The following is a 12166-nucleotide window of genomic DNA, read 5'->3' as shown; positions in this document are numbered from 1 at the left end:
CAAAATCGTTATCCTGCACAATGAAGCAGGATAACGATAGAATTTACAATAAGGTATATATTTACTTTTTTTTATTTTATTAATACACTTTTAAACTTGATTAAATTTTTAAGCGCTATTCCTGTTCCTCGTACAACGGCTCTTAACGGATCTTCTGCAATATAAACAGGAAGATCTGTTTTTTGAGATAACCTTTTATCCAAACCTCTTAGCATCGAACCTCCACCCGCTAGATAAATTCCGGTATTATAAATATCTGCCGCAAGCTCTGGCGGTGTTTGCGATAAGGTTTCCATCACAGCATCTTCAATACGTAAGATAGATTTGTCTAAAGCTTTTGCGATTTCTCTATAAGATATTTGTACCTGTTTCGGTTTACCAGTAAGTAAATCACGACCCTGAACATTCATTTCTTCTGGCGGAATTTCTAAATCTTCGGTAGCAGCACCAATCTGAATTTTGATCTTTTCAGCAGTGCGCTCTCCTACATAAAGATTGTGTTGAGTACGCATGTAATAAATGATGTCATTGGTAAAAACATCTCCCGCAATTTTGACAGATTTGTCGCACACAATTCCACCAAGTGCTATAACTGCAATTTCAGTAGTACCCCCACCGATATCAACAATCATATTTCCTTTGGGTTGCATAATATCTACACCAATGCCAATAGCAGCAGCCATAGGTTCGTGGATCAGGTATACCTCTTTGCCATTTACACGTTCTGCACTTTCTTTTACGGCGCGCATTTCTACTTCCGTAATTCCCGAAGGAATACAAATAACTAACCGCAATGCGGGAGTAAATAGCTTTTTCTTCAATGCCGGAATATCCCTGATAAACATACTTATCATTTTTTCACTAGCATCAAAATCTGCTATCACACCATCCTTCAAAGGGCGTATAGTTTTTATGTTTTCGTGGGTTTTACCTTGCATCATCGCGGCTTGCTTACCAGCGGCAATAATTTTGCCCGACATGATATCGCGGGCGACTATAGAAGGACTGTCTACAACAACTTTATCATTATGTATGATAAGGGTATTTGCGGTACCTAAATCTATAGCTATTTCTTCGGTGAAGAAGTCAAAAAATCCCATATACTGTATTAAAAAGGGTTAGAGTTGGAGTAAATGTACTAAAATTAATGTTTAAAATGACGCGTTCCTGTCATAACCATCGCAATTCCATTCTCATCACAGTAATCAATACTTAATTGATCTTTGATGGAACCTCCGGGTTGAATGACTGCTTTTATCCCTGCGTGATCTGCAATTTCAACACAATCAGGAAATGGAAAGAAAGCATCGCTGGCCATAACCGCCCCATTAAGATCAAAATTGAAAGAAGTAGCTTTCTCAATAGCTTGCTTTAACGCATCTACACGAGATGTTTGTCCAGTTCCGCTTGCTAATAATTGTTTGTTTTTTGTAAAAACTATAGTATTTGATTTTGTGTGCTTACAAATTTTTGAAGCAAATAACAGATCATCAGTTTGGTTGGCAGTTGGAGTTATTTTGGTAGCGGTTTTGAGATCTTCAACAGTATCTGTTTTAAGATCTTTGTCTTGTAACAGAAATCCATTAAGACAGGTTCGCACCTGATTTTCTGGAAGTTTAATGTCTTTTTGAATTAATAGAATTCTATTCTTTTTACCTTGTAAAATTGAGACCGCGTCTTTGCTGTAAGAAGGTGCAATTACAACTTCGCAAAATAGTTTATGAATTTCTTCTGCCGTATCACGATCAATTTCGGTATTTGATATCAGTATGCCTCCAAATGCTGATACAGGATCCCCGGCTAAGGCATCGGTATAGGCTTGAAAAACAGTGTTGCGTTGTGCAAGACCACAAGCATTATTATGTTTTAAAATAGCAAAGGTTGGGGCTTCTCCTTTGAATTCGCTCATAAGATTCACCGCTGCATCTACGTCCAAGAGATTGTTGTAGGACAACTCTTTCCCGTGTAACTTTTCAAACATTGCGTCAAAATCGCCAAAGAAAGTTCCTTTTTGATGTGGGTTTTCACCATAACGAAGTGTTTTTCCTTCAGACTCACTTAACTTAAGGGAAGCTATTTCTTCAGTTGTATTAAAATAATTAAAGATAGCGGTGTCATAATGAGACGAAACATTGAATGCTTTAGCTGCAAAGCGTTTTCGTTCAGTAAGCGAAATTTTGCCATTTCCTTCGTTTAAAATATCCAAAAACTCCTTATAGTCATTCATGGATGAAACACAGGTAACATCTTTAAAATTTTTAGCAGCAGCTCTAATAAGAGAGATACCACCAATATCTATTTTTTCAATAATATCTTGTTCTGATGCTCCTGAGGCTACTGTTTTTTCAAATGGATACAAGTCAACTATTACAATGTCGATTTGCGGAATTTCATATTGCTCTAATTCTGCCACATCACTGCTATTGTCTTGACGATTTAAAATACCACCAAAAACTTTTGGATGCAACGTTTTTACTCTTCCGCCCAGAATGGAAGGGTAGGAGGTTACATCTTCTACCGGAACCACGGGTATACCAAGATCTTTAATAAATTTTTCAGTCCCTCCGGTAGAATAAATAGTCACACCAAGTTCGTCTAGTTTTTTGACAATTGGAGCGAGTCCGTCTTTACTAAAGACAGAAATTAATGCTGATTTTGCAAGTGTTGTGTTGCTCATGAGTACATTTAGTTAGTAAAAACGCAAAAATAGCAATTTAGTTCTCATATTAACAATCTCATACAGGGATTTGTTTGTAGAGATTGTAACAAAACTTTATCTTCAACGTCCTATCATGTATGTGTTGATAATTGATTGCTAAAACGCGGATTATGCTGATTTATTTAAGAATTTTAAAAGAGAGCTTTAATTTTGCAGTAAGTGCACTTACTAATAATAAATTGCGTACGTTTTTGTCCCTGTTAGGAGTTACTATCGGAATCTTCTCGATAATTGGCGTTTTAGCTGCAGTGGATTCTCTGGAGAAAGAAATTAAAGGTAGTATTAGTTCTTTAGACAATAGTACGATCTACCTTATGCGTTTTTCATTTGGACCTTCTAATATTCCACAATGGAAAAGAGAGCAATTTCCTGATGTTACGTATGAGGAATATCAATATTTGAATCGCAACCTTCCAGATTTAAAAGCTGCAAGCTTTGTGCTGAATGTAGGACCGGAAACGATTAAACATCAAGACAAGAGTATAAGCAACGTAGAAATAGTGCCGGTCTCTCACGACTATTATAATATAGAGGAACTGCAGGTTGTTAATGGTCGTTTTTATAATGAGCAAGAATCCATGGCAGGATCTCCGGTTATGGTAGTGGGAGATGAAATCGCAAAGCAATTATTTGGTGATACGGATCCTATTGGTAAGAAGGTGCGTTTGTACGGAAGAAAATTCACCATTATAGGCGTTCTAAAAAAGGAAGGAGCAGGGCTTTTTGGTAATTCAAAAGATACAGCCGCAATTGTTCCTGTAAATATGGTGCGACGAATTTATGGGGATAACAATAAATTTACATTTCCCGCAATAATTATTAAACCGGAGTCCGGCACTGACGTGGCAGAATTTGTGGCGAGTGTAACGCAAAGATTACGTGCGTTTCGGGGAATAAAAACCGATGAAATTGATAATTTTTTTGTTAATCAATTACAAGGATTTACAGACTTTATTGATAATATTACAGGGCAAATGAATATAATCGGTTTGATGATTAGTGGTTTTTCCTTACTTGTTGGGGGATTTGGTATTGCAAATATTATGTTTGTGAGTGTAAAAGAACGAACAAACCTTATCGGAATTCAAAAATCACTGGGTGCAAAAAACAAATTTATTTTGTTTCAGTTTTTGTTTGAAGCGGTAATTCTTTCATTGATAGGTGGATTGATCGGACTATTTCTGGTATATCTTATCTCCTTAGCCGCGTCACAATTTACGGGAGATTTTGAATTTATATTATCGCCTTGGAATATAGCGTTGGGTACCTTGGTATCCTCAATTATCGGATTAATATCCGGTATTCTGCCGGCCATCTCCGCTTCACGTCTGGATCCTGTAGAGGCCATTAGGACAGGTATGTAGTTGGTTTATTTAAGATACAGGGCCTTGTTCGCATAATCTATAATGGCTTTTCCTTTTTTAAGAATATCAGCACCAATAATCCCATCCACGGGATCGGCATTGTGTGTAACTAGAGCCTGATTTACATGGGACAGGTCAAAAAGCACCAAAGACACTTTGCGGGTGTTCCATTTGCCTAAATTGAGTGTGTTGTTATTCGATAATTGCGTAAGCATATCATTAGCTCCGGCTCCGGCAGCTTTAATTTCACTTTCTTGCGTGAATAAATCAAATTTTTCTGATGCTTCAAAACCGACGCACGAATTAGAAGCGCCAGTGTCAATTATGAAGTTTCCTTCCACCGTGTTTAAAATAGCCTTTGCTTCAAAGTGATTAGTTTTGGTCAGTGTAAGTTTAATTTTGGTATACCCCTGGTCAACTAAGAATTTCCGTAACGTAGTCATGAATTGTTGTAGAATTTTAGTAAAAATAAGATTATTACTTTTGGCAAGGATCGATTTAATTAATATTTAGATGAAATCTGCTGCTCTGGTAAGTAAATTAATTAATTTTACCGCATGGTTTTAACAGATACACATACACATATATATAGCGAGTCTTTTGAAGAAGATCAGATAGAAATGATGCAGCGTGCTATAGATCGTGGCGTTCAACGTTTTTTTGTGCCTGCCATTGATTCTACGTATACCGAAGCAATGTTTGCTATTGAGAAGCGTTTTCCTGAACATGTCTTTTTGATGGCAGGCCTTCATCCGACACATGTTAAAGAGGATTATTTGGAGGAATTAGCGCATGTCAGACGGTCCTTGCTGTCTCGCAAAAGCAATAATGCAGAAGCTAAATTTTATGCGGTAGGCGAAATTGGGATTGATTTATATTGGGACACCTCATTTTTGAAACAACAGCAAGAAGCGTTTAGAGAACAGATCCGAATGGCCAAGGAGTTTGGGTTGCCGATAGTAATTCATTGTCGTGATGCCTTTGATGAAGTATTTGAAATTTTGGAAGAAGAAAAGTCTGAAGCACTGAGAGGGATTTTTCATTGCTTTACAGGAACACTAGAACATGCCACTCAAGCAATTGATCTTAATCTAAAGCTGGGAATCGGAGGTGTGGTTACCTTCAAAAACGGAAAAATTGATAAATTCCTTAATCAAATTGACCTAAAACATCTGGTATTGGAGACAGACGCACCTTATCTTGCACCTGTTCCTTATCGGGGTAAACGCAATGAGAGTTCTTACCTGGTGGAGGTAGCCGATCGTTTATCTGATATTTACCAGTTATCAATAGAAGAGATTGCGAAGCAAACCACACTCAATTCTAAAGAAGTATTTGGAATATAAAATTGCTTGGAAAGTTAAATAAAGTAGTATAATAAGATAGATATGATAACTACACCAACAATACTGCTTATTTATACTGGCGGTACTATAGGTATGATAAAGGATTTTGAGACAGGAGCGTTGGTGTCCTTTAATTTTGATGAACTTTTATCAAAAATACCGGAGCTCAGGCAGCTGGAATGTAAAATAGAAACTCTTAGCTTCAAAGAACCCATTGACTCTTCTGATATGGACGTTGAACAGTGGAAGGTTCTGGGAGATTTGATTTATCACAATTATGAAGCCTATGATGGATTTGTGGTTTTACATGGTAGTGATACAATGTCGTATACAGCTTCGGCTATTAGCTTTATGTTTGAAAACCTGGCAAAACCAATAATTTTTACAGGATCACAGCTTCCAATCGGAGACTTGCGAACAGATGCCAAAGAGAATTTGATTACCGCAGTCCAGATCGCTGCTTTGCAGGAAAAATCGAAACCGGTTATAACCGAGGTTGGATTGTATTTTGAGTATAAATTGTTAAGAGCAAACAGAACGACAAAAATTAATGCAGAGCATTTTGAAGCTTTTAAATCTTATAATTACCCTGCTTTAGTAGAATCGGGAGTGCATTTAAAGGTGAATTATTCTGTTCTTCGGGCAGCTAATCGACGTAAAAAATTACAATACCATACACATTTTAACAATAATGTACTTATTATAAAGATGTTTCCGGGGATAAAATCGTCGATTTTGAGTGAAATTTTCGCTTCAAAAGCAATAGAAGGAATTATTTTAGAAACCTACGGTTCGGGAAATACAACGACTAAAAAATGGTTTATAGATTTAATTTCTGAAACAATTAAGCGGGGTGTTCCCGTGGTAAATGTCACGCAATGTGCCGGTGGATCTGTCGAAATGGGTAAATATAGTACGAGTGTTGCGCTCCAAAAAGCAGGTGTAATATCGGGTAATGATTGCACGACGGAGGCTGCAGTAGCAAAATTGATGTATTTGCTAGGAGAGGAAATTCCGGCTAAAGTCCTTAAAACCATATTCGAAACTTCTTTGCGTGGGGAAATGTCAGAAAATTAACGCCTCAAATTTTATCAGCTAACTTTTTTTTTGTTATTTGCCAACCAAATTTTGGGAAAAATTTCATAGAGAGGTGGCCGAGTGGTCGAAGGCGCACGCCTGGAAAGTGTGTATACGTCACAAGCGTATCGAGGGTTCGAATCCCTTCCTCTCTGCATTATTATCAAAATTTTAATAGAATTTATATTATTTTTTTATCTTTAACCCTTTAACTAATTAAAATTAAGAATCAGCGCAATGAAAAGATTATTCTCTATTCTGGCAATCGCTACAGTAATGTGTTTTGCTAATGTAAAAGCGGCTACTGTTCCTGCTCAGTTATTATCGACAAACATGCAATTATTTATTGCACCTATAGCTACTGCAACAGTACAAGATGAAGTGGCAGAAGACACTTCCGAAGAATTATCCTTCCACCAGGAATTAAAAAAACGTTTTATTGAAGGTGGACCAGAGTTTATGGGGATTGTATTATTATGTTTAATTCTTGGACTTGCCATTGCAATTGAAAGAATTATCTTTTTAAACCTTTCTACTACAAACACTAAGAAGCTTCAGCAAAATGTTGAGGATGCTTTAAACAATGGTGGTGTTGAAGCGGCTAAGGAAGTTTGTAGAAATACAAAAGGTCCTGTTGCATCTATCTATTATCAAGGTTTAGACAGAGCAGACGAAAGCGTAGACGCAGCAGAAAAAGCTGTTGTTGCTTACGGTGGTGTTCAAATGGGACAATTAGAAAAGAATGTATCATGGGTATCGTTATTTATCGCACTTGCACCAATGCTTGGTTTCATGGGTACGGTAATCGGTATGATTCAAGCCTTTGATAAAATTGAAGCAGCTGGTGATATGCAACCTTCTCTTGTGGCAGGTGGTATTAAAGTGGCACTTTTGACTACAGTATTTGGACTTATTGTTGCAATTATACTTCAGATCTTTTATAACTACATCGTAGCAAAAATTGACAGTATTGTTAATGATATGGAAGACGCTTCGATTACTTTGATCGATATGTTGGTAGCTTATAAGAATAAAAGATAAGTAGTACACTCGATTAGACACTAGTTTTAAGTGTTTGGAGTATTACTTATTTCACTGAATCAAGGGGCACCTTTGGTGTCCCATAAAAAAATAGTCACATGAAAATTTCAAAAATATTATCATATGCTGTTCTGGCAATTGGAGCTGTGGGGATTATCCTTTGGTTTCTTATGAACAGCACGATTGATAGCCTAATGAATGACAATGGTGTGTCTGAGGCTCGTGAGTTACCTCTTGATGTGTCAGGTGCAGCGGTAAATCCGCTTTACAGTCTTACATTGGTTATCTTTGTAATAGCTATTATCGCGACATTAATTACTGTGTTGACGGCACTAGCTAAAAATCCGGCCGGACTTAAGAATACTGCTATTGGCATTGTAGCTTTTGTAGTAATAATCGGTATAGGATTTGTATTAGCTGAAGGTATTGAAACACCTTTAAAAGATGGTGAAGTTCTTTCTGAGAGTGGATCTAGATGGGTAGGAACGGGATTATATGCCTTTTACTTTTTAGCTGTAATAGCTGTTGGTTTAATGGTGATCTCGGGATTAAAGAAATTAATAGGTAAATAAAAATTATGGCAAAAAGAGCAGCACCAGAGGTAAATGCGGGATCAATGGCTGACATTGCATTTTTACTTCTTATATTCTTTTTGGTTACTACGACTATTGAAACAGATAGCGGTATTAGCCGAAAACTCCCGCCTCCGCAATTAGAAGATGTTGAACCTCCTGTTTTGAAGGAGAAAAACATTTTTGTTGTCGAGTTGAACAGAAATAATGATTTATTGGTGGAGGAAACACCGATGGAATTGAAGGATTTACGTAAAGCAGCAATTGCCTTTTTAGATAACGGTGGTGGACAAGGAGATGATGCATGTCGTTATTGCCAGGGAGCTAAAGACCCTAGTTCATCAGACAATCCGGATAAAGCAGTTATCTCTCTAAGAAATAACCGTGAGACTACATATGCTACCTATATTGCAGTTCAAAATGAATTGGTTGCGGCATATACTGAGTTAAGAAACAGAGAAGCACAACGTCGTTTTGGTAAAAGCTTTGTCCAAATGGAGAAAGATTTGAAGGATGTTAACTATTCTGGTTCCAAAGAAAATTTGAAAGAGCAGATTAAGACTATTCAAGCTTTGTATCCGGAAAAGCTTTCAGAAGCAGAGCCTAAGAAATAATTGAATAACATAAAAACAAACAACTATGTCTAAATTTAAAAAGAAAAAGAGCGGTGAATTACCTGCTATTTCTACAGCATCGTTACCAGATATTGTATTTATGTTATTGTTCTTCTTTATGGTGGCCACAACAATGCGTGAAAACACCTTGTTGATAGAAAATAGACTGCCAACCGCTGATCAGGTGGAAAAGTTGGATAAGAAAGATTTGGTAATGTATATTTACGCTGGTAAACCTAGTGCAAGGTACAGATCAACTGCTGGTACACAAGCTAAAATTCAGTTGAATGATAAGTTTGCCGATGTAAGTGAGATCAAACCATTTATTCTTGCTGAAAGAGCAGCTAAAAGAGAGGAGCTTATTCCTTTTTTGACAACTGCACTCAAAGTAGATGGTGATACCAACATGGGTCTCGTCGGTGACATTAAAAAAGAATTGAGAGAAGTACAAGCATTAAAGATTAACTATACGACCAGAACTGGGTCAGCAATGGATAATCTAAAGTAACACTTTTTTATAAGTAAGAAAATCCTGTTTTATTCGTAGAACAGGATTTTTTGGTTTATACCCTGTAGGCTGTTTTGTTGCCAGATATTTCTTTTAGTATTACAGGGTGCTAACCTTTTAATTATAAAGGAAACCTGCTATCTTCGTACTAATGATAAAACGTATTATTCTTATCGGTGTTTGTTTGCTTATAACAAAAAGTATCTTTTCTCAACAGCAAACTATTGAGAGCTCGCCTAATGACGAACGGGCTATTGATTCCTTGTACCGCGAAGATCAGTTCTATGTAGGTTTTACTTTTAATCTACTCTTTAACCGCCCCAAAGGAGTGAGTCAATCAGGTTTTTCTGGAGGATTGCATTTAGGCTATACGAGAGATATGCCTATAAACAAACGACGTAATTTGGCTGTTGGTTTGGGGTTAGGGTACTCTGTTAATTCTTTTAGCCAAACGTTATTTATAGGAGAAGAGGAGGGAAATGAAAAAACTATTTTTGCCTCGTTGGAGGATGTTTCTTATGATTCCAACAGATTTACCACACATTTAATAGAAAGTCCTTTAGAATTAAGATGGCGTACCTCTACTGCCAAGTCTCACAAGTTCTACAGGGTGTATACAGGTTTGCGATTAGGATATTTGTTTTACTTTAATTCAAACTTTCAGCAAACGGATAATTCGGTGAGTCAAACCAAAATTGATGAGCTTAATCGTTTTAGAGCTGGGGCAACCTTTACCTTTGGGTGGAACACCTTTAATTTTCACTTTTATTACAGTTTAAACAGTTTGTTTGACAAGAATGCCCGGATAGGAGAGGAACCTGTGGGTATAGAGGTGGCAAAAATTGGGTTAATGTTTTATATTTTATAGCCAAAAATTCACTAGAAGTATTTGTGGAAATACACCAATAAATATACCTAAGGTAAGCTCCAGAGGATTATGTGCTTTTAAAAAAAGTCGTGAGGTAGCTACCAAACCAGTGCTGATAAAAGCTATGGCTATGCCGTTAGTTAGATTGACGCCGAAATGAATACTCAAAATTATTAAAAACATGGTTACCGATGCGACTCCTATCATATGCAGGCTCGCTTTGACGTTAAACATGGCCATAAAGAAAGCGCAAAGCGCAGAAAACAAAGTGCCTACAAAAAAGAAATAAAGTTCTGGATAATTATAGCTATCCACAATCGTTCTAAGAACCAAAAGGAAAAGCGCTGATTGAATTACAAGAGGTATTTTTCTTTGTGTCGTTGTGTCTAGATTGATTGATGTTACCGCGCCTATAGTTTTGAGCAGAAAATAACATACAATTGGTATCAATACTGTGATGATAAATAATCCGTAAATCTTAGATTGTATTACTTCTTCAGGGAGAAAACGCGGGGCCACTATAAAGTATATAATTGCACCCGTTATAGGCATTACAATGGGATGAAACAGATATGATACGGTTTTAAAGAAATTCATTAGATCTTTTTACGTAATCTGGCCACTGGAATATCCAGTTGCTCTCGGTACTTAGCAACAGTTCTTCTGGCGATCGGATAACCTTTCTCTTTAAGTATTTGAGCTAATTTCTCATCGGTAAGCGGTTTTCGTTTATCTTCTTCGCTCAAAGTGATTTCCAAAATCTTCTTGATCTCTCGGGTAGATACTTCCTCACCTTGGTCGTTGGTCATCGATTCTGAGAAGTATTGTTTAATTAATTTCGTTCCGTAGGGAGTGTCGACATATTTACTATTGGCAACACGAGAAACTGTACTCACGTCCATACCTATCTCATCGGCGATATCTTTGAGAATCATAGGTTTTAAATTACGTTCGTCACCACTTAAAAAGAACTCTTTTTGATAGTGCATGATAGCGCTCATGGTAACAAATAAGGTTTGTTGTCGTTGCTTTACAGCATCAATAAACCATTTGGCAGAATCTAATTTCTGCTTAATAAACATGACTGCATCCTTTTGTGACTTGGACTTCTCTTTGCTGTCCTTGTATCCCTGAAGCATATTATTATATTCGCGAGATACATGCAATTCTGGAGCATTACGTCCATTTAATGTCAGCTCTAGTTCACCGTCTACGATTTTAATCGTAAAATCAGGAACTACATGCTCTACCATCCGGTTGTTACCAGAGTATGATCCACCGGGTTTAGGATTAAGATGTTCGATCTCCTCTATAGCCTCTTTTAACTGTTCTTCGCTAACGTCAAATTTAGCAATCAATTTATCATAATGCTTTTTGCTAAAATGGTCAAAAGATTTTTTTAAGATATCAATAGCCAGTTTAATGGGTATTGTCAACTCTTTTCTTTCTAATTGCAGAATTAAACACTCCTGCAATCCTCTGGCTCCAACCCCGGCCGGGTCGAGCTGCTGTACAATATGTAGAATTTCTTCTATCTTTTCTTCAGACGTATATATGTTTTGGGTAAAGGCTAAATCATCCAAGATATCAGGTAATGCTCTGCGAATGTAGCCGCTCTCATCAATACTACCAACTAAGAATTCAGCGATCTGTGTTTCTTCATCGGTTAAGCGATAGGTATTTAGTTGTGTTAAAAGATATTGATTAAAGGTAGTTCCTGAAGCGTAAGGAACATTTTTTTCTTCATCATCAGCACTATAGTTATTCGAGCTTAATCGGTAATTCGGAATCTCATCGTCGCTTAAATATTCATCAACATTGATATCGGTTTCGATAGTTTCATTGCCATAATCATCATCTGCATTTGATTCACTGTACGAATCTTCATACTCATCAACAGAATCCTTACCACTATCCAACGCAGGGTTCTCTTCCATTTCCTGTTTCAACCTTTGTTCAAAAGCTTGCGTAGGGAGCTGTATCAACTTCATCAACTGAATCTGTTGCGGAGATAGTTTTTGAGATAATTTAAAATTTAATTGTTGTTTAAGCATAAA

Annotated in this window: 13 protein-coding genes and 1 tRNA gene; 9 read left to right on the top strand and 5 right to left on the bottom strand. The window is 36.9% G+C overall.

Annotation, left to right across the window (positions count from 1 at the left end; genetic code table 11):
* Positions 1-71: 71 nt before the first annotated feature.
* Positions 72-1100 (bottom strand): rod shape-determining protein, encoded by a 1029-nt coding sequence (locus ACJRPK_RS00555; RefSeq protein WP_148781682.1) that lies wholly within the window; start codon positions 1098-1100, stop codon positions 72-74.
* Positions 1101-1144: 44 nt separating this feature from the next.
* Positions 1145-2677 (bottom strand): bifunctional phosphoribosylaminoimidazolecarboxamide formyltransferase/IMP cyclohydrolase, encoded by a 1533-nt coding sequence (gene purH / locus ACJRPK_RS00550; RefSeq protein ID WP_407137940.1) that lies wholly within the window; start codon positions 2675-2677, stop codon positions 1145-1147.
* A 152-nt stretch (positions 2678-2829) separates the two neighbouring features.
* Between purH and ACJRPK_RS00545 the strand changes: the two genes are divergently transcribed.
* Complete coding sequence (locus tag ACJRPK_RS00545) at positions 2830-4083, top strand: ABC transporter permease (protein WP_407137939.1); 1254 nt, start codon at positions 2830-2832, stop codon at positions 4081-4083.
* 5 nt (positions 4084-4088) lie between these two features.
* Here the strand turns inward: ACJRPK_RS00545 and ACJRPK_RS00540 are convergent, their stop codons facing one another.
* A complete protein-coding gene (locus tag ACJRPK_RS00540; protein ID WP_407137938.1) occupies positions 4089-4526 on the bottom strand; it encodes a retropepsin-like aspartic protease in 438 nt (145 codons plus the stop codon).
* Positions 4527-4640: 114 nt separating this feature from the next.
* Between ACJRPK_RS00540 and ACJRPK_RS00535 the strand changes: the two genes are divergently transcribed.
* The 8 genes from ACJRPK_RS00535 to ACJRPK_RS00500 all read left to right on the top strand — a co-directional run bounded on the left by ACJRPK_RS00535 (position 4641) and on the right by ACJRPK_RS00500 (position 10109).
* A complete protein-coding gene (locus ACJRPK_RS00535) occupies positions 4641-5429 on the top strand; it encodes a TatD family hydrolase (RefSeq protein ID WP_407137937.1) in 789 nt (262 codons plus the stop codon).
* Between the two features lie 42 nt (positions 5430-5471).
* The gene (locus tag ACJRPK_RS00530) at positions 5472-6506 is read left to right on the top strand and encodes an asparaginase (protein ID WP_407137936.1); all 1035 of its coding nucleotides are present in this window, start codon (positions 5472-5474) and stop codon (positions 6504-6506) included.
* A 67-nt stretch (positions 6507-6573) separates the two neighbouring features.
* Positions 6574-6661: transfer RNA gene (locus ACJRPK_RS00525), tRNA-Ser, on the top strand.
* Between the two features lie 82 nt (positions 6662-6743).
* A complete protein-coding gene (locus ACJRPK_RS00520) occupies positions 6744-7547 on the top strand; it encodes a MotA/TolQ/ExbB proton channel family protein (protein ID WP_148781676.1) in 804 nt (267 codons plus the stop codon).
* Positions 7548-7645: 98 nt separating this feature from the next.
* Entirely contained in the window at positions 7646-8119 is a 474-nt protein-coding gene (locus ACJRPK_RS00515; RefSeq protein WP_407137935.1) for a hypothetical protein, read from the top strand.
* 5 nt (positions 8120-8124) lie between these two features.
* Positions 8125-8733 carry a biopolymer transporter ExbD gene (locus ACJRPK_RS00510; RefSeq protein WP_148781674.1) on the top strand — a complete coding sequence of 203 codons (609 nt, stop codon included), beginning with the start codon at positions 8125-8127 and terminating at the stop codon, positions 8731-8733.
* A 25-nt stretch (positions 8734-8758) separates the two neighbouring features.
* A complete protein-coding gene (locus ACJRPK_RS00505) occupies positions 8759-9241 on the top strand; it encodes a biopolymer transporter ExbD (RefSeq protein WP_148781673.1) in 483 nt (160 codons plus the stop codon).
* Between the two features lie 151 nt (positions 9242-9392).
* Entirely contained in the window at positions 9393-10109 is a 717-nt protein-coding gene (locus ACJRPK_RS00500) for a porin family protein (RefSeq protein WP_407137934.1), read from the top strand.
* Here the strand turns inward: ACJRPK_RS00500 and ACJRPK_RS00495 are convergent.
* Together ACJRPK_RS00495 and rpoN are read right to left on the bottom strand one after the other, a co-directional pair.
* Positions 10104-10706, bottom strand: coding sequence for a hypothetical protein (locus tag ACJRPK_RS00495; protein ID WP_407137933.1), 603 nt, complete (start codon positions 10704-10706; stop codon positions 10104-10106). The genes ACJRPK_RS00500 and ACJRPK_RS00495 overlap by 6 nt on opposite strands.
* On the bottom strand, positions 10706-12163 hold the full coding sequence (rpoN, locus tag ACJRPK_RS00490) for an RNA polymerase factor sigma-54 (RefSeq protein WP_148781670.1): 1458 nt from the start codon (positions 12161-12163) through the stop codon (positions 10706-10708). Before rpoN ends, ACJRPK_RS00495 begins: the two co-directional genes overlap by 1 nt.
* Positions 12164-12166: the final 3 nt, after the last annotated feature.

It is taken from the genome of Aquimarina sp. 2-A2, from assembly GCF_045505135.1.
In the GTDB taxonomy this organism is placed as follows: domain Bacteria; phylum Bacteroidota; class Bacteroidia; order Flavobacteriales; family Flavobacteriaceae; genus Aquimarina; species Aquimarina intermedia.
Note: the sequence above shows the minus strand (reverse complement) of the source record. Positions and strands in the feature narration are given on the sequence as shown.

Excerpts from the sequence above, each read along its gene's own strand:
- ACJRPK_RS00555 (WP_148781682.1), bottom strand. The coding sequence starts at position 1,100 with ATGGGATTTTTTGACTTCTTCACCGAAGAAATAGCTATAGATTTAGGT.
- purH (WP_407137940.1), bottom strand. The coding sequence starts at position 2,677 with ATGAGCAACACAACACTTGCAAAATCAGCATTAATTTCTGTCTTTAGT.
- ACJRPK_RS00545 (WP_407137939.1), top strand. The coding sequence starts at position 2,830 with ATGCTGATTTATTTAAGAATTTTAAAAGAGAGCTTTAATTTTGCAGTA.
- ACJRPK_RS00540 (WP_407137938.1), bottom strand. The coding sequence starts at position 4,526 with ATGACTACGTTACGGAAATTCTTAGTTGACCAGGGGTATACCAAAATT.
- ACJRPK_RS00535 (WP_407137937.1), top strand. The coding sequence starts at position 4,641 with ATGGTTTTAACAGATACACATACACATATATATAGCGAGTCTTTTGAA.
- ACJRPK_RS00530 (WP_407137936.1), top strand. The coding sequence starts at position 5,472 with ATGATAACTACACCAACAATACTGCTTATTTATACTGGCGGTACTATA.
- ACJRPK_RS00520 (WP_148781676.1), top strand. The coding sequence starts at position 6,744 with ATGAAAAGATTATTCTCTATTCTGGCAATCGCTACAGTAATGTGTTTT.
- ACJRPK_RS00515 (WP_407137935.1), top strand. The coding sequence starts at position 7,646 with ATGAAAATTTCAAAAATATTATCATATGCTGTTCTGGCAATTGGAGCT.
- ACJRPK_RS00510 (WP_148781674.1), top strand. The coding sequence starts at position 8,125 with ATGGCAAAAAGAGCAGCACCAGAGGTAAATGCGGGATCAATGGCTGAC.
- ACJRPK_RS00505 (WP_148781673.1), top strand. The coding sequence starts at position 8,759 with ATGTCTAAATTTAAAAAGAAAAAGAGCGGTGAATTACCTGCTATTTCT.
- ACJRPK_RS00500 (WP_407137934.1), top strand. The coding sequence starts at position 9,393 with ATGATAAAACGTATTATTCTTATCGGTGTTTGTTTGCTTATAACAAAA.
- ACJRPK_RS00495 (WP_407137933.1), bottom strand. The coding sequence starts at position 10,706 with ATGAATTTCTTTAAAACCGTATCATATCTGTTTCATCCCATTGTAATG.
- rpoN (WP_148781670.1), bottom strand. The coding sequence starts at position 12,163 with ATGCTTAAACAACAATTAAATTTTAAATTATCTCAAAAACTATCTCCG.